The following is a 19,676-nucleotide window of genomic DNA, read 5'->3' on the forward strand; positions in this document are numbered from 1 at the left end:
AATCCGGGACGACGGGCGTCAAAGGCTTGACGATCCGCCCTCTCCTGTCCGGCCCGGCGCGAGCCCCATCGCGCCGGCGCAGGCTCAGGCCAGCACCTGGTAGCAGGGCTGGTATTCGCCGGAGATCTTCATCCGGCGCTGTTCGACGAAGGCGCGCAGCAGCGCGTCCAGGGCCTGCATCATGTCGGTGTCGCCGTGGATCTGGAACGGCCCGAACTGCTCGATGCGGCGCATGCCGTCTTCCTTCACGTTGCCGGCCACGATGCCCGAGAACGCCCGGCGCAGGTCGGCCGCCAGCGCGTGCGGCGCACGCCCGTGGTGCAGGTCCAGCGCGGCCATCGCCTCGTGGGTCGGCACGAACGGCTGCTGGTACTCCCACGGAATCTCGATCGACCAGTTGAAGAAGAACGAATCCTTCTGCGCCAGGCGGTGTTCGCGCACGCGCTTGATGCCGTTGGCCATCTTCTTCGCCACCGCCACCGGGTCACCGATGATGATCTCGTAGCGCTCGGCGGCTTCATCGCCCAGGGTCAGGCGGATGAAGCGGTCGATCTGCTCGAAGTACGGCGCGGCCACGGTCGGCCCGGTCAGGATCAGCGGGAACGGCAGGTCCTTGTTTTCCTCGCGCAGCAGGATGCCGAGCAGGTACAGGATCTCCTCGGCGGTACCGACGCCACCGGCGAACACGATGATGCCGTGGCCGATGCGGACGAAGGCCTCAAGGCGCTTCTCGATGTCCGGCATGATCACCAGGTGGTTGACGATCGGATTCGGCGACTCGGCGGCGATGATGCCCGGCTCGGTCAGGCCGATGTAACGCGTCACGGTACGGCGCTGCTTGGCGTGGGCGATGGTGGCGCCCTTCATCGGGCCCTTCATCGCGCCCGGGCCGCAGCCGGTGCAGATGTCCAGGCCGCGCAGGCCCAGCTCGTAGCCCACCTGCTTGGTGTACAGGTATTCGTCGCGCGAGATCGAGTGGCCGCCCCAGCACACCACCAGGTTCGGATCACCCGGGTTGAGGATGCGGGCGTTGCGCAGCAGCCCGAACACCGCGTTGGTGATGCCTTCGGACGACTCCAGCTCGGCCGCATAGGCCGGGCCCATTTCGATGGCCATGTAGGCCAGGTCACGCACCACCGCGAACAGCAGTTCGGCGACGCCGCGGATGATCTCGCCATCGACGAAGGCCATCGCCGGCGCGTTGACCAGGTCGATGCGCACGCCGCGATCCTGCTGCGCCACCTGGATGTCGAAATCGGGATACAGATCGCGCGCCGCGCGCGGATCGTCAGAGGCACTGCCGCTGGTCAGCACGGCCAGCGCGCAGCGGCGCAGCAGCTCGTGCATGCCGCCGGCGGAGGCATCGCGCAGGCGCGCCACTTCGGCCCGCGACAGCACATCCAGCCCACCGCGCGGGTAGATCCGTGCGTCCTGCACCGGCAGCGCGCGGGCTGCTTTTTCGTTCGTGGTCATGTCCAATTTTTCGCTTCCTTCAAGGTTTCCGACTGTACTGCCGCCCCCTTAAAAAGCAAAACGGCCGGGAAACCCGACCGTTGGATATGTGCTGCCCGTGATCACCTGCCTGGGACCGCTTCGGCGGCATTGGCGCCGCGCACATTTCTGGATGCTACGCCCATGCAGAGCCGCCTGCAAGGACTTTCGCCTGAACGGAAAACGGCCGGGTTTCCCCGGCCGTTTCCATTTACATCATCAGGCTCTGAATGATCAGAACTTGTACTTCAGGGTCAGCTGCATCGACCAACGCGACACGCCGATGTTGCCCCTTTTCTTCTTTTGGCACACAAAGCCTTAAGGGCGGTTATCGAGCAGCCAGCACTGATCTCCCGTGGAGGTCGGTGTTGGCGCAATCGGAACCGCGGCATAGGGATCGACAATCTCCCAAAGCTCGTATCCCTGATTGTAGCCATAAGGATAGTGATACGTAACCGACAACGCAGAAGGTGAACCAGCGGGCATATCCTCCGTTCCGATCTGATACCACCACAGTCGCTCGCCAATCGGAAGCGAGGTAAACCACTCAAGCACCTTTCCGTAGCGCTCCTGAACCGGCAGCCGGCAATCCACGAGAACAAACGCGAACTTATCCTGCTCCGGATTTGATCCGGTCGTGGATCCACTACCTCCCCCGTGCCCAGGGCAATATGACGGATTACACCACGGGTCCGTATCAATTTGGGTCACGCCATTGGATGCCGAAGCTGCGTGCACACCGAGTGACATTCCGAAAACGATGGTGCCGATGATTACTCCTAACTTCACTTTCAACCTCCTCCAGTGAGTACCGCGGGTCAATCAAAATCCATATGGCGCGCAACAAGCTTCTCATCCTCAAGGGCTCTCACCCACTCGTGCACGGCACCGCTCCCATTGCATATCAGGTTCAAATAGAACTCGCGTGATTTTTCAAGCAACTCAAGCATCGGACCCAGCTGAGTATCGGCCAGGAGATTTACTGCCACAACCATGTCTTGCTGAGCAGTCTTCAGATAAAGCGCGAAGAAGGACAGGAAGTGACCTCCAGTACCTGCGGCCATAGCCAGCATCAATGCTCGCATTGTTCTTCCATTTCCATCCTCGAATGGATGAAGCATCGTCATCATGAAAACAAGAAGTATTATTCTCCCCTGCAAATGCAGGCGATCATGTAGCTTCTTGAGCTCTTTGATGTGAGCTTCGACATCAATTCGAGAGGCAATGATGGCGTGCGGATCTCCCGGCCTCCCCACCCAAACTCGATCAGTTCGAAAATTGCCAGATCTGACAGCGTCCGGCGCAGCCGCAGAATGCAATACTCTCAGTTGCGGAGAACCAAACCCCCTCTTTGCCGACTTCTGGCAGGCCTTCGCGAATGCGGCACCTCGGCGGCACTTGAGAAAACCAGCAGGATCAGAGCGACATTCTGGGCAATAGCGAAATCTGCAATTCGCCACGCGAGAGCACAACACATTGAAAGATGCGGAGTCCCCAGTGGCCGGCACATCAACCGAAAAGTTTGCGCTTGAAAGCAACGCAAGCGATTCCGACGGCAATCCGTACATAGCCTTCAATGGCCGCTCCGCTTTATGTCCATCCCCTCTTATATCAGCGAACACTGCCCATTTCTGCGATGAATCTCACGAAGTAGAGCCAACAAAAGAAAACGGCCGGGTTTCCCCGGCCGTTTCCACTTACATCATCAGGCTCTGAAAGATCAGAACTTGTACTTCAGGGTCAGCTGCATCGACCAACGCGAAACGCCGGTATTGCCCTTGTCGTTGTTGTTTTCCTGGATGGTCGGGGTATCGGTGCTGCCGGTGAAGTTGTAGATGTACTTGCCGGTCGCCGGGTCGATACCTGCGTAGCTGGCCACGCGGGCGGTCGAGTTGAAGCCGTAATCTTCGATGCGGCCCCACTTCTTGTTGAGCAGGTTGCCGACATTCATGATGTCCAGCGCCAGCTCACCCTTGTGCTCCTTCACGAAGCCCGGGAATTCCTGGGCAATGTGCAGGTCGAAGCTGTTGACCCACTTGGTGCGGAAGGCGTTGGCCGGGGCGATCTGGCCCTGGTACTTCGCCAGCTGCGGGTTGGCGGCCAGCCAGTCGAAGAAGGCCTTCTCCATCGTCGCGCCGCCAGTGAACTTGACGTCGCCCGGGCCGTTCGGCACGTAGAACAGGTCGTTGAAGTAGCCGGCGCCGGTGGTGGCAGCGGCGTCGCCGTTCATGTCGTTGTAGTAGATGTAGCTGAACGGACGACCCGAGCGGCCTTCATAGAACAGGCCCACGGTGGTGTTGTAGTTGCCGAAGAACGCCTTCTTCCAGTTGATCGAACCGGTCACGCGGTCCTTGATCGCGTAGCGCGAATCATAGGCCACGTTCTCGTTGGCGGTACCGATCAGGGTGCTGCCCCAGTTGGAGGTGTTCTGCGAGCTGGTCAGCGGGCTGACTTCCTTCGCGGCAGTGTAGGTGTAGGCCAGCGACCAGCCCCAGTTCTCGGTCAGCGGCTTGTTCAGGCCAGCGGTGAACTGGCGGCTGCTGCCCTTGTCCGTGTTGCGCATCAGCAGCACGTCGCCCATGTCATTCGGACGGTTCTTCTTGCCACCCACGGTGCCGCCACCCACGGCGGTCGCGCCTTCGCGGATCGAGCAGTTGGTGCCGGCGCACGGCACATAGCCTGCATCATTCCAGTACAGCTCGCGACCGTCCTGGCCGATGCGGGTGTAGGACGGGCCACCGGCGTTCTTGTACAGGTCCAGGCGCTCGAAGTAGATGCCGCTCTTGACCTTGGTGTACAGGAACTCAGCCGACGCGACGATGCCGTACCACGGCAGTTCGTGGTCGAAGGCAAGGTTCGACTTCCACACCGACGGCAGTTTCAGGTCCGGCGCGGCGATGTCGACGTTCTGGCGAGCACCGGCACCTGCAGCCGGGATGTACGGCGGATTGGTGTTCGGGGTGAAAATGCCGGTCTGGTTACGAACGGTGTACTCGGTGTAGTTCAGGCCGGTGTTCTGGTAGGCACCTGCCAGCCACACGTTCGGGGCAGCGCCACCGAACAGGCCCACGCCGCCACGCAGCTGGGTCGGACGATCGCTGTCGAAGGTGTAGTTAAAGCCGAAGCGCGGCTGCACCAGCTTCTTGTCGGGCAGCTTGGTGTTGTCGTAGCCGTACAGCTCCATGATGCGCGGGTTGTACAGGCGCTGGTTGCTGAAGTCCGGCATGTCGACGCGGACGCCGCCCTGCACGGTCAGGTTGCTGTTGACCGCCCAGCTGTCCTGGATGAACAGACCGGTGTTCTTCAGGGTGTAATTGGCCGGGATGTCGTCGTAGCTGCCACCCGCGCGCGGGGCACGCACCACGTACTGGTTGACGCGGCCCGCTGCGAAATCAGCCAGGTTGTTGAACACATACGCGCCGTTGACGTTGCGGCCGTAGTAGTTCATCAGGTCGTTCTTGGAGTAGTCGAAACCGAACTTGACGGTGTGGTCGCCGATGTACCAGTTGGCGGCACCGAAGGCGCTCAGCTCCTTGCTCTCGACCGCATTGACATGCGAGTTCTGCTCGGTACCGAAGTACAGCGAGTCATTGCCGCTGGCACCGAAACCACGGACCTGGATCTGCGGCAGGCTGGACGGAGTGGTACGGACCGAGGTGTATTCCTTGTGCGAGATCTTGAACTCGGTCGAGAAGTTCTCGGACCAGTCGCTGAACAGTTCGCCCATCCAGGATTCGTAGGTCTTCGGCTGCTGGTACCAGAAGGTGCTCAGCGAGATCGCGCTGTTGCTGATCTGCGGGAAGCGGACGACGTTCTGCTCGAGCTTGTTGTAACGCACCGCGGCGCGGTGGTTCTCGTTGATGTTCCAGTCGATCTTCAGCGCGTACTCTTCCACCTCGGTCTTGTTGGCCGGGGGATTGAGCGAGCCTGCGTCGAAGCCGTAGCCGGTGGCGATCTGCTGCGCACGGGCGATGTCGGCATCGGTGATGGTGCCCTTGCCGTACGGCGAATCGGTCAGGCTGACGCCCGGAGCCGAGCGCTCCATCTTCTCGTAGTTGGCGAAGAAGAACAGCTTGTCCTTGACGATCGGGCCGCCGAAGGTCATGCCGTAGGTCTTCTCGTCATCGAAGCCGTTGAAGCGGACGCCGTCCAGCTCCTTGCGGACCATGTCCTTGTCGCGGTACGCGTAGTACACGGTGCCGCCGAAGTTGTTGGTACCCGACTTGGTCACCGCATTGATCACCGCACCGGTACCGCCGGCGATGGTGGTGTCATAGTTGGCGATGTCGATGTTGATTTCCTGGATCGCATCCATCGACACCGGCTGACGCTCGGTCGGCAGGTTGTTGGATTCCAGGCCGAACGGGTCGCCGGCGCCGATGCCGTCGATGCGGATGGCGTTGTAACGGGTGTTCTGGCCACCGACCGAGATCGCGCCGTCAGCCTTGCTGACCTGCGAGATGCGCGGATCCAGGCGGATGTAGTCCTGGATGTTGCGGTTCACCGACGGCAGCGACTCAAGCGTCTCGCGGTTGACGTTGGTGCCGGTGCCCATCTTGTAGGCGCTGAACAGATCGCTGCCCACGGCAGCGGCAACAACATTGACCGCGTCCAGGTTGGTGGCAGCCAGGTCACCGCCCAGGTTGGCGTTGACGGTGTTGACCTGGTTCAGGTTCAGGTAGACACCTTCTTCGGTCTTGGTGCCAGCACCCGGCTTGGTGATGGTGATGGTGTACGGACCACCCACGCGCAGGCCGCGCGCATTGTATCGACCCGACGCATCGGTGGTGGCACGCGAAACGGTGCCCGACTCGGTGTGGGTGATGGTGACTTCAGCACCGGCGACAGGCTGGCCTGCGGCGGACATCACCTGGCCGCCGACACCGGCGGAGGTGCTCTGGGCGAAGGCGGGAGCGGCGGCGAGTGCAGCCACGAGACCAAGGGTAAGCTTGGACATCCGGAGTGGGTGGGTCATTTTTCGGTAGCCTCGATGCGAGTTGGCGATGGCGGAAAAAAAGCGCATCCAAACAGCCCTGCGGGTGGCTGGTCGGAGAGTTATCTGGGGTTCCCTACCGCTTGGCTGAAGGCAGCCATAACGGTTAACACTAGATTAACACGCTACGCCATCAATGTGACGGTTGTGCGACAAACGGCACCAGATCGCAACGCAATCGTGACGGGTTCTTCACTCCGTCTTTCCCCGGGACTCACTCGCCGGGAAACGCTCCGCTGGCATCGAGAATCCGCCCCCGCCAGGCATGGCCGGCGCGGGACAACAGGGTTACCGCCGCGGCAGCCGCGGCTTCCGGGCCCTGCGCGGCCGGATCCTGGTCAACCGAGTAGGCCCGGGCACGCAGCGCCGTACGCAGCGGCCCCGGGTACAGGCCACTGACCCGAACCGGGCTGCGGCCGAGTTCGTCGTGCAGGCTGGTGATCAGGCCACGCAGGCCATGCTGGGCCACGCCATAGCCGCCCCAGTAGGCCTGCCCGACCCGCTCCGGGGCGTCGACGGCAAACACCAGGGCGGCATCCTCACGTTGCCGCAGCAGCGGCAGGCAGGCCTGGGCCAGCCACGCCGGGGCGGTCAGGGTGACGTGCACCGCGCGGGCGAAACTGGCCGGATCGGCCAATTCGAACGGGGTCAATCCGGGAAAGTGTGCCGCACAGACCAGCAGGCCATCCAGCCGCCCCAGTTCGCGCTGAAGCGCCTGGGCCAGTTCGGCATAGTCGTCCGGGCCTGCTCCTTCCATGTCCAACGGGTACAGCAGCGGTTCCGCGCCAACGGCCTGGACCTGGGCGTAGACCCGATCCAGCCGGCGCGGCTTGCGTCCCAGCAGCACCACCGTGGCGCCGGCGGCTGCAGCAGCCACCGCCGCGGCACTGCCCAGGCCACCGCCCGCACCGGCAACCAGCACCACGCGATCCTGTAACGGGCGGCCATCGAGCGCCCCGTCGGTCGGTGACGTCGATGGCCAGGCACTCATCCCTGGGTCGCCTCTTCGACGATGCGCTTGAGCTCGCCGGACTCGAACAGCTCCAGGACGATGTCGCAGCCGCCGATCAGCTCACCATTGATGAACAGCTGCGGGAAGGTCGGCAGATTGGAGAAGCGTGGAAGGTTGGCGCGGATCTCGGGCTCTTCCAGCACGTTGACGGTGCGCAGGGCGACGGCGCCGGCCGCCATCAATGCCTGTACGGCGCGGCTGGAGAAGCCGCACATCGGGTACTGCGGGGTGCCCTTCATGAACAGCACGAGCGGGTAACGATCGACCTCGGCCTGGATTTGCTGCATCACCGCCACAACCACACTCCTTGCTTCGTCGGACAAACCGACCGCGGTGGTCGGCTAGACTGCCCACGGTAGCCGCCATTGTAAGCGGATGGAACCGGCTGCCGCCGCCCCTCTGGCCACGAACCTGTCCATGCCCGTCGAATTGCCTGCCCTGCCCTACCTTTCCGGCTCCCTGCAGCCACACCTGTCCGCACAGACCCTGGAACTGCACCACGGCCGCCACCACCGCGCCTATGTCGATGCGGTCAACGCCGGCATCCTGGGCACCGAGTGGGAAGAGGCGTCACTGGAAGAGATCGTCCGCCACGCCCAGGGCAAACTGTTCGATGCCGCCGCCCAGGCCTGGAACCACGGCTTCTACTGGCAGTGCCTGCGCCCTCGCGGCGGTGGTGAACCGCAGGGCCGGCTGGCCGAACTGGTCAAGCGCCAGTTCGGCGACGCGCAGCGCCTGCGCGAGGAATTCAACCGCACCGCGCTGGGCCTGTTCGGCTCGGGCTGGGTGTGGCTGGTGCAGCACCCGGGCGGGCAGCTGGGCATCCAGGCCACCCGCAATGCCGGCACCCCGCTGACCGGCGACAGCACCCCGCTGCTGTGCTGCGACGTCTGGGAACACGCGTACTACACCGACTACCAGAACGACCGTGCGCGTTACCTGGATGCGTTCTGGCAGATGGTCAACTGGGAATTCGCCGAGAGCCAGCTGCGCTGAGACGGCGACTCGACCGCAGGTAGTGCCGGCCGCTGGCCGGCAATTCCACAGGCGCTCATGAGGTGCCGAATCTGCCGGCCAGCGGCCGGCACTACCGGGAAGATGAGCGTGGCATCACGCACTCTCGTGTGCGGCCACCGCGTCCATCACCCGCGCCGAATAGACCAGCGCGGCGCCGGCATTGAGCGACACGGCCACGCCCAACGCTTCGGCAATCTCCTCGCGGCTGGCGCCGTGCTTCAACGCGGCATCCACGTGCACGGTGATGCAACCATCGCAGCGGGTCGTGACCGCCACCGCCAGCGCAATCAGCTCACGGGTCTTCGCATCAAGGTGGTTGGTCTGCGCGCCGGCGTTGGACAGGGTGGCGTACCCCTTCACTGTATCCGGCGAGAGCTTGCCGATCTCGCCGATGCGGCCCTTCAGTTCCTTGCGGTAGGCATTCCAGTCAAGCATGGTCGTGACTCCTGGGAAAGGAGCCCCACGCTACCACCGGGAACGTTGCGCCGATGCCTGCACCGGCGCGCCACATCGTTGCAGGAATACCGGGGAATGCCGGCCGCTGGCCGGCATTCCTCCTGCTCAGCGATTGCGCAGGGCGTGCGCGGCCGGCGCCACCTGGGACGGGCGGCCCAGCTCCAGGCCGACCTGGTCCAGTGCATCGGCCAGCGCCGCGGCATCGTCATCGCGCAGCGTGGCATGACCGACCTTGCGGCCCTCGCGTGGCTCCTTGCCGTAGTCGTGCCAATGGCCGCTGGCCTGGGCCAGCACTGGCGCAGGATCGGGCATCGCGCCCAGCCAGTTCAGCATGCAGGCATGGCCGAGCATGCGGGTGCTGCCCAGCGGCAGGCCAAGCACGGCGCGCAGATGGTTCTCGAACTGCGAGGTCTCGCTGCCTTCGATGGTCCAGTGCCCGGAGTTGTGCACGCGCGGCGCCATCTCGTTGGCCAGCAGTTCGCCATCGCGGCAGAACAGCTCCAGCGCGAACACGCCCACGTACTGCAGGTGCTCGGCAACGCGACGGGCATAGCCGATCGCAGCCTGCCGCTCGGCGTCGGACAGCACGGCCGGCGCCACGCTGGCCGACAACACGCCGTCGACATGCCAGTTGCCGGTAACCGGCCAGGCCTCGAAGCTGCCATCGCGGCCACGCACGGCGACCACGCTGACCTCGCGCTGGAAGGCCACGAAGCCCTCCAGGATCAGGCCCGTGCGCTCGACCTGCGCACCCAACGCATCCCAAGCGGCGTCGATGTCGGCCTCGCTGCGCAGGCGGAACTGGCCCTTTCCGTCATAGCCGAGGCGGCGGGTCTTGAGAATGCACGGCAGGCCGAACGCGGCCGCCTTCTCAGCCAGCTCGTCGCGGCTGCGGATGTCGGCGAAGGCCGGCAGCGGGATGCCCAGCTGCTGGAACAGGGTCTTTTCGCTCAGCCGGTCCTGGGCCACGGCCAGCGCGGCCGGCGGCGGGTAGACCGGCACGCGGTCGGCCAGGAACTGCGCGCTGTCGGCGGGTACGTTCTCGAAATCGAAGGTGACCACATCCACCTTCGCCGCGAAGTCCGCCAGCGCCTGGCGGTCATCGAAGGCGCCGACCGTCAGGGGCGCCAGCGGGCCACTGCAGGCGTCGGCCGCCGGATCGTACAGTTCGAAGCGCAGTCCCAGCGGCGCACCGGCCAGGACCATCATGCGGGCGAGCTGGCCGCCGCCCAGGATGCCGACGGTCAGGCTCATTGGCGCGGGTCGTCGTGGGCCATCACGTCTTCGGTCTGGCGCGCACGGAAGGCGTCGAGCGCCTGGCCGATCGCCGGCTGGTCGCTGGCCAGCATCGCTGCAGCGAACAGCGCGGCATTGGAGGCGCCGGCATTGCCGATGGCAAAGGTGGCGACCGGGATGCCGGCCGGCATCTGCACGATCGACAGCAGCGAATCCATGCCGTTGAGGGCCTTGGACTGCACCGGCACGCCCAGCACCGGCACGGCGGTCTTGGCGGCGATCATGCCCGGCAGGTGCGCGGCCCCGCCGGCACCGGCGATGATCGCGCGCAGGCCACGCGGGCCCGCCTGCTCGGCGTAACTGAACAACACATCCGGCGTCCGATGCGCGGACACCACCTTCACTTCGAACGGAACACCCAGGGCTTCAAGCTTCTGGGCGGCGTGCTGCATGGTTTCCCAGTCGGAACGGGAACCCATGACGATGCCGACAAGCGGCGCGATCGGGTTGGGGGTCATTGGCCGTCACCTGCCTTAAAGACGTATTCTAGCCATCTTCCACGCAAGACGAAGAACCATGGATCGCAAGCTGCTCGACCTGCTGGTGTCGCCGGACACCCGCCAGCCCCTGTCCCTGCTGGATGGCAAGGGCCTGGAAGCCCTCAACAAGGCCATTTCCGCCGGCGCGGTGAACAAGGCCGATGGCAACCCGCTGGCGCAGCCGCTGCGCGAAGCGCTGGTCACCCGCGACCGCAAGCAGGTGTTCCGCGTCGACGACGGCATTCCGGTGCTGCTGGCCGAGGAAGCCATCCCGACCGCCCAGATCGCCGACTTCCCGGCCGCATGAGCACGCTGCCGACGCCGGATGCGGCCGTTGTCGCCGCCGATGTCGCGCGTGCGCTGGCCGAGGACCTGGGCAGTGGTGACGTCACCGCCGCCCTGCTGCCCGACCAGGCCGACAGCGCCTACCTGCTGTGCAAGCAGGATGGGGTGATTGCCGGCCGCCCCTGGTTCGACGCCACCCACCGTGCGCTCGACCCGGACGTGCGCATCGAATGGCAGCTTTCCGAAGGCGACGCGGTCACCGCAGGCACCGTGCTGGCCCTGCTGTACGGGCGCAGCCGCAGCCTGGTCAGCGCCGAACGCACCTCGCTGAATTTCCTGCAGACGCTGTCCGGCACCGCCACCACCACTGCCCGCTATGTGGCCGCCGTGGCCGGTACCGGCACGCGCATCCTCGACACCCGCAAGACCCTGCCCGGCCTGCGCCTGGCGCAGAAGTACGCCGTGCGCTGCGGCGGCGGCGACAACCACCGCTTCGGCCTGTACGACACGGTGATGCTGAAGGAAAACCACATCCGCGCCGCCGGTTCGCTGGCCGCCGCCGTGGCAGGCGCACGCCGGCAGTGGCCCGCGCTGCCACTGGTGGTCGAGGTGGAGGATCTGGCGCAGCTGCGCCAGGCCCTGGAGGCAGGATGCGAACGCATCCTGCTGGATGACTTCAGCCCCGACCTGCGCCGCGAGGCCGTGCGCATCACCGCCGGCCGTATCCCTCTGGAAGTCTCCGGCAGCGTCGGCCTGGGTGGCCTGCGCTCGATCGCCGAGGATGGCGTGGACTGCATTTCCATCGGCGGCCTGACCAAGCACGTGCAGGCCATCGATCTGTCGTTGAAGCTGGGCCCGCCGCCGGGTTGAGGTGACGGTCGCATGGTGCCGGCCAGCGGCCGGCACTACCGTTCTCACACCCTGCGTTCACGACGGCACTGCGACGCTGCGGCCATCCCCCACAGGAGCCGCGCATGCGCCGGATGCTCTTGCCTGCCTGCCTTCTGCTCGCGACCGTCCCCTTTTCCGCAGCGGCTGCGGAGGCCTGTGACGTACCGCCCCGCTACGGCCTGAGCCCGTTGGCAGTGGCCATCCGCAACACCGCCTGCAACGAACACCGGCTGTGGTTCCGGCCATTCATCGATCGCGATGGTCGCGCTGCAAGCCTCAGCGTCACCGAGGCCGAGAGCGAGCATCTTGCCGACAACGGCCTGATCGCCTGGCAGCGCGTGGCCGGCTATTGGCGTGACAGCGGCACGCTCAACGCGATGGGCAGCATCGCCGGCGCCAGCAGCTGCCTGGCGCCGCTGGGCACGCGCTACACCGACAGCGACTGCCGCGCGTTCCTGGTCGACAACCCGTGGTCGGCCGCCTTCATTTCCTGGGTGATGGTGCGTGCCGGCGTGCCCGGCTTCAACACATCGCCGCGCCACATCGACTACATCCGTGCTGCCTACCAGGGCGGCCCTTCCGGTGTGCCCTATCGGCTGGTTGATCCCGCGACCGCAAAGCCCGCGCCGGGCGATCTGCTGTGCTTCCTGCGCGACCGCAGCACCACGCTGAGCTACAGCGGGCTGGTACAGGCGCTCGGCAATGGTTCGGTCGGCCACTGGAAATCACATTGCGAAGTGGTGGTGGCGGCCAACCTCGGCGGCGACCAGACCCTGTACCTGGTGGGGGGCAATGTGATGAATACCGTGGCAATGCGGCTGCTGCCGCTGGACCGCACCGGGCTGATCCAGCTGCCGCCGGCACGCGAACGCAGCAGCACCGGCATCGACCCCAGCTGCACACCGGGCCGCGAAGACGAATGCAGCTTCAACCGCCAGGACTGGGCAGCACTGCTGCAGCTGACCGCCACATCACCCCTGGTGATGCCCTCGCCCACTGCGACGCCGATGCAGACCGCGCCGGCGCCGCAACCGGCCATCGTGCCCGCGCAGCCAGTGTCCAGCGAGCCGCAGCCGCGGCGGTGACTGCAGCGCTTGATCCAGCGCGTGTTCGCCGCCATCTTTGCCGGATCGACCTCTGACCGCTGACGCCATGCCCACCCTGCTGCTGTTGCTGATTGCCGGCGGAATCATCTATTTCTTCTGGAACGCCGCCCGTTCGGCCGCCGAGCGCGCGGTCGAGCTGGGCCGCAATGCCTGCCGCGCCGCCGATGTGCAATGGCTGGACCAGGCAGTGCACGCCACCGGCCTGCGCCTGTCGCGCGGCGAGGATGGCCGGCTCGGATTCGAGCGCACCTTCAAGTTCGAGTATTCCTATGACGGCATCGATCGCCACGTGGGCCGCATGGTGCTGCGCGGCGACCAGCTGATCTCGTTTACCGGGCCCGGCGCGGCACGGATCAGCCAGATCCGGCCGGATGTGGACGATGCCGAGGATGTGTAAGGTTTAAAGGCGTGCCGACCAACGGTCGGCACCCACCTCTGAACCGGCAAATGAAAAACGCCGCCCATCGGGGCGGCGTCGGAATCGTTACTTGACCACGCGCAGGTTCGGGCGACCCTTGGGCGGCGGGCTGGCAGGCGGCGTATCGTCCGGCGGCGCACCTTCGTCATGCAGCAGTTCATCGCTGGTCGGCGCGGTCTCGTTGCCAGGGATGTCGTCCGGCAGCGCCATGCCCTGCCCGGTCTCGCGGGCGTAGACGGCCAGCACGGCGCTGATCGGCACCTGTACCGGATAGCTGGTGCCGGAGAAGCGCGCCGAGAAGCTCACCATCTCGTTGTCGATCATCAACCGCACGACGGCACGTTCGGCGATGTTGAGCACCACCCGGCCATCCTTGACCGCCGAAGGCGGGACCTGCACGCCGGGGACGCCGGCGTCGACCAGGATGTGCGGGGTCAGCTGGTTGTCGTTGATCCATTCCACCAGCGCCCGCAGCAGGTACGGGCGGTGGCTGGTCATGTGGAAGAAGTCTTCGGTCATGCGTGAAGTGTACGCGCCCGGCGCCCCGCCGGGGCGGATCGCCTGCACACCGGTCGGCGTGCAGACGGGTAAGGCATGGCCGGATCAGACCGGCAGATCGCGCAGCTTCTTTTCCTGCTCGGTCAGGCTGCGGACGAAACCCGGGTGGCGGAAGATGCGGTTGCCGTAGTCCTCGATCGCCTTGCCATCCTTGGGCAGCGGCACGTCCAGTGACTGCAGGCGCCAGATGATCGGTGCCATCGCGCAGTCGGCCAGGCTCATTTCCGGATTGAGGAAGAACTTGCTGGCCTTGAACAGCGGCAACGACGCAGTCAGCAGTTCCTTCAGGCGCTTGCGACCGGCCTCGGCCTGGGTCTTGTTGCCCAGCTGGATGGCCTGCACCTGCGGCACCCAGTCGTGCTCGATGCGCAGCATGGCCAGGCGGATGCGCGCGCGCGAGAGCGGATCGACCGGCATCAGCGGCGGATGCGGGTAGCGCTCGTCCAGGTATTCGCTGACCACCGACGCGGCATACAGCACCAGTTCGCGCTCGACCAGGGTTGGCACCGAGTGGTACGGATTGAGGTCGATCAGGTCTTCAGGCGGGTTCTGCGGATCGACCGGAACGAAGTCGAAGGTGACCCCCTTGGCCGCCAGGACCAGGCGTACACGGTGGCACAGCACATCGTCGTTCGAGGAAAACAGCGTCAGTGTATTGCGCATGCGTACGCTCGCCGCCATCAAAGGCTCTCCTACGACAGGAGACCGCCTGCCGCATCGGCGCCGCCAGCACCGTGCCAGCGGTCGACTCCTCCCCGAGTGTGCAACCGACCATCACAAAAGCCAATAGGCCCGTGCGATGGCCGGCCGCAGAATCAGTGAACGTCCTTCCAGTATTCCTTCTTCAGCAGGTACAACAGGAAGGTCAGCAGGGCCAGGAACAGGATCACCCACACGCCCAGCTGCTGCCGCTTCAGCGCGGCCGGCTCGCCGGCGTATTCGAGGAAGTTGGTGATGTCGCGCACGGCCTGGTCGTACTGGCCGGCATCGACCGAACCCGGTGTTTCAATCTTGAGCCCGGTCACCGGCGGGTCCATGCCCGGCGCCTCGGGCTTGCCGTGCACGGCATGCTGCAGGCCCTGCATCTCCCACAGCGGGTTGGGCATGGACGCGTTGGCAAACAGCGCGTTGTTCCAGCCCAGTGGCCGGCTGCTGTCCAGGTAGAACGACTTGAGGTAGGTGTAGACCCAGTCACTGCCCCGCACCCGCGAGATCAGGCTGAGGTCCGGCGGCATCTTGCCGAACCATTTCTCGGCATTCTCCTTGGGCATCGCCACCGGAATCGGGTCGCCGATGGCCGAGCCGGTGAAGTTGAGGTTGTTCATCACCTCTTCCTCGGTCAGGCCCAGGTCCTGCGCCATCCGCGAATAGCGCAGGTACTTCAGCGCGTGGCAGCCGGAGCAGTAGTTCATGTACAGCTGCGCGCCGCGCTGCAGCGATGCGCGGTCACCGAGGTCGTTGCCGGCCTGCAGCAGCTTGGTGCCGCCCTCGGCGGCGGAGGCCAGGAAACTGCCCAGCATCAGGGTGGCCGCCAGGGCCAGCCGGACCATCCAGCGCTCAGTCATGCGTGGTCACCCTCTCCGGTACCGGCTTGGTCTTGTCCAACCTTGTCCATAGCGGCATGGTGATGAAGAACGCGAAGTACAGGAAGGTCAGCACCCGCCCGATGTAGGTCTCGTGCACGTCGGTGCCGGGGCCGGAACCGATCACGCCCAGCCACACGAAGCACACTGCCAGCACGCCCAGCATCACCTTCGAGATCCAGCCGCGGTAGCGCACCGACTTCACCCGCGCCTTGTCCAGCCACGGCACCAGGAACAGGATCGCGATGGCCGAGAACATCACCAGCACGCCGCCCAGCTTGTTCGGCACCACGCGCAACATCGCGTAGTACGGCGTGTAGTACCAGACCGGCTTGATGTGTTCCGGGGTGACCAGGCGGTTGGCCTCGGTGAAGTTGTCGTGTTCCAGGAACAGGCCGCCGAAACCGGGCGCGAAGAAGATGATGAAGGCCGCGATGATCAGCAGGAAGCCGGCGCCGACGCCATCCTTGAGCGTGTAGTACGGGTGGAACGGAATGCCATCGGCCGGCGCATTCGGCGACCAGCGGTTGCCCTTCGGGCCCTTCTTGATCTCCACGCCATCCGGGTTGTTCGAGCCCACTTCGTGCAGCGCGCCTAGGTGCAGCACCACCAGCAGCAGCAGCACCAGCGGCAGTGCGATGACGTGCAGCGCGAAGAAGCGGTTGAGCGTGGCGTCGCTGGGCAGGTAGTCGCCCATGATCCATTCGGTCAGGCCGTTGCCGATCACCGGTATCGCGCCGAACAGCGAGATGATCACCTTGGCGCCCCAGAACGACATCTGCCCCCACGGCAGCACGTAGCCCATGAAGGCTTCGGCCATCAGCACCAGGTAGATCAGCATGCCGAGGATCCACACCAGCTCGCGCGGCTTCTGGTAGCTGCCGTACAGCAGGCCGCGGAACATGTGCAGGTAGACCACGATGAAGAACAGCGAGGCCCCGGTGGAGTGCATGTAGCGGATCAGCCAGCCCCACTCCACGTCACGCATGATGTATTCGATGGAACCGAACGCCTCGGCGGCGTTGGTCTTGTAGTGCATCGTCAGGAAGATGCCGGTGACGATCTGGTTGACCAGCACCAGCAGCGCCAGCGAACCGAAGTAGTACCAGATGTTGAAGTTCTTCGGCGCGTAGTACTCGCTGACATGCTTGCGGTACACCGGCATCAGGCCCGGCGCGCGGGCATTGACCCAGTCGGCGACGCCGCTGGCGGTACGGCTGAGGATATTGGCCATCAGGCTGCCCCCTGCGGATCGACACCGATGATGATGGTGTTGTCGTCCTGGTAGTGGTGCGCGGGCACCTTCAGGTTGATGGGCGCCGGCACGTCCTTGAAGACGCGGCCGGACATGTCGAAGCGCGACTTGTGGCAGGGGCAGAAATACCCCCCCTTCCACTGCGGGTCGTAGGGCTCGGGCCGGATCTCGGCGACCATTTCAGGCGAGCAGCCCAGGTGCGTGCACAGGCCGACCAGCACGGAGATGTCCGGCTTGATCGAGCGCAGCTCGGGGTTCTGCTTCAGCACGTAGTCCGGCTGCTGGTCCTTCTCGTCGGACTCGGGGTCCTTGAGGCGGCCATCCAGTCCGTGCAGCGCATCGAGGATCGCCTTGGACCGCTTGACGATCCAGATCGGCTGGCCGCGCCATTCCACGATCAGGCGTTGGCCTTCCTGCAGGGCGCTGATGTCGGCCACCACCGGTGCGCCGGCAAGCTTGGCGCGGGCACTGGGGTTCCAGGACTTGATGAAAGGAACTGCGGTGAATCCGACGCCGACGGCGCCCACCACGGCTGTGGTGGCAGAAAGAAAACGCCGACGTCCGGTGTTGACTGGATCGTGTACCCCATCGTTGGCCATCCGGCACTCCGATATTGATTAGGTAGCTTTAAGGCTGCCAGCGGATCCGGTGGGGGCCAGAGCCGCATTGAATCTTGGACGAGTGTAGCGGAACCGTCGCGCGCCACACAACGCACTGCAACAATCTTTTGAAGGCGTGCCGACTGACAGTCGGCACCTACCGTTTAGAGCGTGCCGACCAACGGTCGGCACCTACTGGTGGCTCAAGGCACTGCGGTAGCGGTCGGCCAGTTGGCCGACCCGGCGCACGTAGTACTGGGTTTCACTGTAGGGTGGCACGCCGCCGTGGCGGTCGACCGCGCCCTCGCCCGCGTTGTAGCCGGCTGCCGCGAGGGTCAGGTTGCCATTGAAGCGTTTCAGCAACCATGCCAGATACTGCACGCCGCCGCGGATGTTCTGCCCGGCGTCGTAGGAATCACTGACGCCGAAGCGGGCGGCAGTCGGTGGCATCAGCTGCATCAGGCCCTGCGCACCGGCACGGCTGAGCGCGGTCGGGTTGTAGGCGGATTCGGCGTGGATGATCGCGCGCACTACGGCCTCCTCAACACCGAACTCGCGCGCGGCCGAGGTGATCTCGCTCTGGAACGCCGTGGTGTTCAGGCGCACCGTGCCGAAGTCCACGCGCGGATTGACCCCGCAGGCGTAGCAGCGCTCCATGAAGCTGTAGCGGATGGTCCGCACCGGGCCCAGGTTGGCCACCTGGGTCGGCCGCGCACTGGTGTAGTGGCGCACGCCATCCTTCATGAAGGAATAGACCTGGCCGCTGACCATCCGCCCACCGCGCGAGGCGGTTGCGGCCGTGGGCACGGAAGCGGGTGCAGGTGCAGGTGCGGGTGCAGCCACTGCGGGCGTCGCAGCACTGGCCGCGACGGCAACCGGATTGCGCTCGATGCTGGCCACGGTGGTGGCTGGCGCGGGTTTCGGCGCGGTCACCACAGGGCGCGGCGCCGGGCGGGTATCGCGGCTGTAGCTGATGCTGCTGCAGACGGCGCCGGCCACGCGCTTGCTCACATAACTGGTGACGCCGTCGGCGCCCTGGCACTTGTACAGGGTTCCGGCGCTGGCCGGCGCAGCGGTCAGCGCAGCGGTCAGCGCAGCGGTCAGCGCAGCGATGATGATCGCCGTTGTCCCCAGTATCCCCTTCATGGCGGCGAGTGTCCCAGCTTCGCCGGGGCTTGCCAAGCGATGCGGCTCAGGCTGTGACCGACGGCACAGCCAGCAGCTGGCCCAGGCCCGCCAGGCGCTGCGCCAGTTCGTCGCGCAGCTCCGGGGGCGTGGTCCACAGCGCCACGGGCACGCGGTCCAGGCTGAGGATCTGCGCCAGCATCATGCCGCGGCTCTCGGCCCCCATCCGCAGCAGGCAATGGTCGGTGCCATCGGCCTCCAGTACCCCGCACCACGGCGGAATCCGGCCTTCCAGCTCGGAATGGCTGCCTGCCAGGCGCAGGATGGCCTGCAGCGCGAACGGCGCCTGGCTGACGGCCTGCCGCACCATCACATCCGGCGGCGCCGGGGTGCGCCGATGCAGGCCCGGCTCGGTGCACTCGCGCACCGCGCCCATCCGGTCCACGCGCAGGGTGCGCCAGTCCTGGCGGCCCAGATCCCAGGCCAGCAGGTACCAGCGGCGGCCATAGTTGACCAGATGCTGGGCTTCGACCTCACGCTGGGTGACCGCGTCCTGCGCACTGCGGTACTCGAAGGCCAATCGCGACGCCTGCCGGCAGTGCTGGGCCAGCCGTCCGAGCAGGCGTGCATCGGTGGCGGGCAGGTCCGACAGGGTGGCGGTGGCGGCATGCACCTCGCCGGCCTGCTGGCGGCGACGGGTTGGCACCAGCGGATCGAGCTTGGACAACAGGCCGCGTGCGGTGTCGTCAATGCCGGCGACAGTGGCCGAGGCCGCGCGCAGGGCGATGGCCAGGGTGGTTGCTTCCTCTTCGTCCAGCAGCATCGGCAGTACCGGCGCACCGGCCCCCAGCTGGTAGCCACCGCCGACCCCGGCCGAGGCCTGCACCGGGTAGCCCAGTTCGCGCAGGCGCTCGATGTCGCGGCGGATGCTGCGCCGGTCCACGCCCATGCGTTCGGCCAATTCGGCCCCCGACCACTGGCGGCGGGCCTGCAGCAGGGCGATCAGGCGCAGCAGTCGATGGGCGGTATGGCGCATGAAGGAACGAGGACAGAAGTCGTCCGCAATAGTGCCCCAGGATGGCCTCCAGTTCACCACCCACCGCAAGGAGCAA

At 65.6% G+C, this 19,676-nt stretch carries 21 protein-coding genes; 5 read left to right on the forward strand and 16 right to left on the reverse strand.

Annotation, left to right across the window (positions count from 1 at the left end; all coding sequences use genetic code 11):
* Positions 1-84: 84 nt before the first annotated feature.
* From ppnN to grxD, 6 genes are all read right to left on the reverse strand, one after another.
* Positions 85-1,473, reverse strand: coding sequence for a nucleotide 5'-monophosphate nucleosidase PpnN (gene ppnN, locus N5C18_RS00505; RefSeq protein ID WP_006429576.1), 1,389 nt, complete (start codon positions 1,471-1,473; stop codon positions 85-87).
* A gap of 336 nt (positions 1,474-1,809) precedes the next feature.
* Positions 1,810-2,280, reverse strand: a complete 471-nt coding sequence (locus N5C18_RS00510; protein ID WP_279943555.1) for a hypothetical protein — start codon at positions 2,278-2,280, stop codon at positions 1,810-1,812.
* Between the two features lie 29 nt (positions 2,281-2,309).
* The gene (locus N5C18_RS00515) at positions 2,310-3,113 is read right to left on the reverse strand and encodes a Fic family protein (RefSeq protein WP_279943556.1); all 804 of its coding nucleotides are present in this window, start codon (positions 3,111-3,113) and stop codon (positions 2,310-2,312) included.
* Positions 3,114-3,211: 98 nt separating this feature from the next.
* Positions 3,212-6,466, reverse strand: a complete 3,255-nt coding sequence (locus N5C18_RS00520; RefSeq protein ID WP_279943557.1) for a TonB-dependent receptor — start codon at positions 6,464-6,466, stop codon at positions 3,212-3,214.
* 232 nt (positions 6,467-6,698) lie between these two features.
* The gene (locus N5C18_RS00525; protein WP_279943558.1) at positions 6,699-7,475 is read right to left on the reverse strand and encodes an SDR family NAD(P)-dependent oxidoreductase; all 777 of its coding nucleotides are present in this window, start codon (positions 7,473-7,475) and stop codon (positions 6,699-6,701) included.
* A complete protein-coding gene (gene grxD, locus N5C18_RS00530; RefSeq protein ID WP_053449287.1) occupies positions 7,472-7,792 on the reverse strand; it encodes a Grx4 family monothiol glutaredoxin in 321 nt (106 codons plus the stop codon). Before grxD ends, N5C18_RS00525 begins: the two co-directional genes overlap by 4 nt.
* A gap of 121 nt (positions 7,793-7,913) precedes the next feature.
* Here grxD and N5C18_RS00535 point away from each other — a divergent pair, with 121 nt between their 5' ends.
* A complete protein-coding gene (locus tag N5C18_RS00535; RefSeq protein WP_279943560.1) occupies positions 7,914-8,492 on the forward strand; it encodes a superoxide dismutase in 579 nt (192 codons plus the stop codon).
* 114 nt (positions 8,493-8,606) lie between these two features.
* On the opposite strand, the gene N5C18_RS00540 is transcribed toward N5C18_RS00535, so the two are convergent.
* From N5C18_RS00540 to purE, 3 genes are all read right to left on the reverse strand, one after another.
* Positions 8,607-8,948 (reverse strand): carboxymuconolactone decarboxylase family protein, encoded by a 342-nt coding sequence (locus N5C18_RS00540; RefSeq protein WP_008268125.1) that lies wholly within the window; start codon positions 8,946-8,948, stop codon positions 8,607-8,609.
* A 126-nt stretch (positions 8,949-9,074) separates the two neighbouring features.
* Positions 9,075-10,223, reverse strand: coding sequence for a 5-(carboxyamino)imidazole ribonucleotide synthase (locus N5C18_RS00545; RefSeq protein WP_053449286.1), 1,149 nt, complete (start codon positions 10,221-10,223; stop codon positions 9,075-9,077).
* A complete protein-coding gene (gene purE, locus N5C18_RS00550; RefSeq protein WP_005412808.1) occupies positions 10,220-10,723 on the reverse strand; it encodes a 5-(carboxyamino)imidazole ribonucleotide mutase in 504 nt (167 codons plus the stop codon). Before purE ends, N5C18_RS00545 begins: the two co-directional genes overlap by 4 nt.
* 58 nt (positions 10,724-10,781) lie before the next feature.
* Here purE and N5C18_RS00555 point away from each other — a divergent pair, with 58 nt between their 5' ends.
* The 4 genes from N5C18_RS00555 to N5C18_RS00570 all read left to right on the forward strand — a co-directional run bounded on the left by N5C18_RS00555 (position 10,782) and on the right by N5C18_RS00570 (position 13,423).
* Complete coding sequence (locus tag N5C18_RS00555; protein WP_005408847.1) at positions 10,782-11,051, forward strand: Trm112 family protein; 270 nt, start codon at positions 10,782-10,784, stop codon at positions 11,049-11,051.
* On the forward strand, positions 11,048-11,899 hold the full coding sequence (gene nadC, locus N5C18_RS00560) for a carboxylating nicotinate-nucleotide diphosphorylase (protein ID WP_279943561.1): 852 nt from the start codon (positions 11,048-11,050) through the stop codon (positions 11,897-11,899). Before N5C18_RS00555 ends, nadC begins: the two co-directional genes overlap by 4 nt.
* 104 nt (positions 11,900-12,003) lie before the next feature.
* On the forward strand, positions 12,004-13,005 hold the full coding sequence (locus tag N5C18_RS00565) for a DUF2272 domain-containing protein (protein ID WP_053449284.1): 1,002 nt from the start codon (positions 12,004-12,006) through the stop codon (positions 13,003-13,005).
* Positions 13,006-13,072: 67 nt separating this feature from the next.
* Entirely contained in the window at positions 13,073-13,423 is a 351-nt protein-coding gene (locus N5C18_RS00570; RefSeq protein WP_049436544.1) for a DUF3301 domain-containing protein, read from the forward strand.
* Positions 13,424-13,510: 87 nt separating this feature from the next.
* On the opposite strand, the gene N5C18_RS00575 is transcribed toward N5C18_RS00570, so the two are convergent.
* The 7 genes from N5C18_RS00575 to N5C18_RS00605 all read right to left on the reverse strand — a co-directional run bounded on the left by N5C18_RS00575 (position 13,511) and on the right by N5C18_RS00605 (position 19,600).
* Complete coding sequence (locus N5C18_RS00575; RefSeq protein ID WP_053511667.1) at positions 13,511-13,963, reverse strand: ClpXP protease specificity-enhancing factor; 453 nt, start codon at positions 13,961-13,963, stop codon at positions 13,511-13,513.
* 84 nt (positions 13,964-14,047) lie between these two features.
* Positions 14,048-14,683: a glutathione S-transferase N-terminal domain-containing protein gene (locus tag N5C18_RS00580; protein ID WP_005415948.1), complete on the reverse strand. Its 636-nt coding sequence runs from the start codon at positions 14,681-14,683 to the stop codon at positions 14,048-14,050.
* Between the two features lie 134 nt (positions 14,684-14,817).
* Positions 14,818-15,567 (reverse strand): cytochrome c1, encoded by a 750-nt coding sequence (locus tag N5C18_RS00585; RefSeq protein WP_053449283.1) that lies wholly within the window; start codon positions 15,565-15,567, stop codon positions 14,818-14,820.
* Entirely contained in the window at positions 15,560-16,819 is a 1,260-nt protein-coding gene (locus tag N5C18_RS00590; RefSeq protein ID WP_006429450.1) for a cytochrome bc complex cytochrome b subunit, read from the reverse strand. Before N5C18_RS00590 ends, N5C18_RS00585 begins: the two co-directional genes overlap by 8 nt.
* A complete protein-coding gene (gene petA / locus N5C18_RS00595) occupies positions 16,819-17,439 on the reverse strand; it encodes a ubiquinol-cytochrome c reductase iron-sulfur subunit (protein ID WP_053511666.1) in 621 nt (206 codons plus the stop codon). Before petA ends, N5C18_RS00590 begins: the two co-directional genes overlap by 1 nt.
* Before the next feature lie 192 nt (positions 17,440-17,631).
* The gene (locus tag N5C18_RS00600; protein WP_279943562.1) at positions 17,632-18,585 is read right to left on the reverse strand and encodes a lytic transglycosylase domain-containing protein; all 954 of its coding nucleotides are present in this window, start codon (positions 18,583-18,585) and stop codon (positions 17,632-17,634) included.
* A 46-nt stretch (positions 18,586-18,631) separates the two neighbouring features.
* Positions 18,632-19,600 carry a YafY family protein gene (locus tag N5C18_RS00605; protein ID WP_053449281.1) on the reverse strand — a complete coding sequence of 323 codons (969 nt, stop codon included), beginning with the start codon at positions 19,598-19,600 and terminating at the stop codon, positions 18,632-18,634.
* Positions 19,601-19,676 lie beyond the last annotated feature (76 nt).

Source organism: Stenotrophomonas sp. GD03930, assembly GCF_029839665.1.
Lineage (GTDB): Bacteria > Pseudomonadota > Gammaproteobacteria > Xanthomonadales > Xanthomonadaceae > Stenotrophomonas > Stenotrophomonas forensis.

What these genes read in the sequence shown, in the direction of transcription:
- ppnN (WP_006429576.1), bottom strand. Translation starts at nt 1,473, where the DNA reads ATGACCACGAACGAAAAAGCAGCCCGCGCGCTGCCGGTGCAGGACGCA.
- N5C18_RS00520 (WP_279943557.1), bottom strand. Translation starts at nt 6,466, where the DNA reads ATGACCCACCCACTCCGGATGTCCAAGCTTACCCTTGGTCTCGTGGCT.
- N5C18_RS00525 (WP_279943558.1), bottom strand. Translation starts at nt 7,475, where the DNA reads ATGAGTGCCTGGCCATCGACGTCACCGACCGACGGGGCGCTCGATGGC.
- N5C18_RS00535 (WP_279943560.1), top strand. Translation starts at nt 7,914, where the DNA reads ATGCCCGTCGAATTGCCTGCCCTGCCCTACCTTTCCGGCTCCCTGCAG.
- N5C18_RS00540 (WP_008268125.1), bottom strand. Translation starts at nt 8,948, where the DNA reads ATGCTTGACTGGAATGCCTACCGCAAGGAACTGAAGGGCCGCATCGGC.
- N5C18_RS00545 (WP_053449286.1), bottom strand. Translation starts at nt 10,223, where the DNA reads ATGAGCCTGACCGTCGGCATCCTGGGCGGCGGCCAGCTCGCCCGCATG.
- purE (WP_005412808.1), bottom strand. Translation starts at nt 10,723, where the DNA reads ATGACCCCCAACCCGATCGCGCCGCTTGTCGGCATCGTCATGGGTTCC.
- N5C18_RS00555 (WP_005408847.1), top strand. Translation starts at nt 10,782, where the DNA reads ATGGATCGCAAGCTGCTCGACCTGCTGGTGTCGCCGGACACCCGCCAG.
- nadC (WP_279943561.1), top strand. Translation starts at nt 11,048, where the DNA reads ATGAGCACGCTGCCGACGCCGGATGCGGCCGTTGTCGCCGCCGATGTC.
- N5C18_RS00565 (WP_053449284.1), top strand. Translation starts at nt 12,004, where the DNA reads ATGCGCCGGATGCTCTTGCCTGCCTGCCTTCTGCTCGCGACCGTCCCC.
- N5C18_RS00570 (WP_049436544.1), top strand. Translation starts at nt 13,073, where the DNA reads ATGCCCACCCTGCTGCTGTTGCTGATTGCCGGCGGAATCATCTATTTC.
- N5C18_RS00575 (WP_053511667.1), bottom strand. Translation starts at nt 13,963, where the DNA reads ATGACCGAAGACTTCTTCCACATGACCAGCCACCGCCCGTACCTGCTG.
- N5C18_RS00580 (WP_005415948.1), bottom strand. Translation starts at nt 14,683, where the DNA reads ATGGCGGCGAGCGTACGCATGCGCAATACACTGACGCTGTTTTCCTCG.
- N5C18_RS00585 (WP_053449283.1), bottom strand. Translation starts at nt 15,567, where the DNA reads ATGACTGAGCGCTGGATGGTCCGGCTGGCCCTGGCGGCCACCCTGATG.
- N5C18_RS00590 (WP_006429450.1), bottom strand. Translation starts at nt 16,819, where the DNA reads ATGGCCAATATCCTCAGCCGTACCGCCAGCGGCGTCGCCGACTGGGTC.
- petA (WP_053511666.1), bottom strand. Translation starts at nt 17,439, where the DNA reads ATGGCCAACGATGGGGTACACGATCCAGTCAACACCGGACGTCGGCGT.
- N5C18_RS00600 (WP_279943562.1), bottom strand. Translation starts at nt 18,585, where the DNA reads ATGAAGGGGATACTGGGGACAACGGCGATCATCATCGCTGCGCTGACC.
- N5C18_RS00605 (WP_053449281.1), bottom strand. Translation starts at nt 19,600, where the DNA reads ATGCGCCATACCGCCCATCGACTGCTGCGCCTGATCGCCCTGCTGCAG.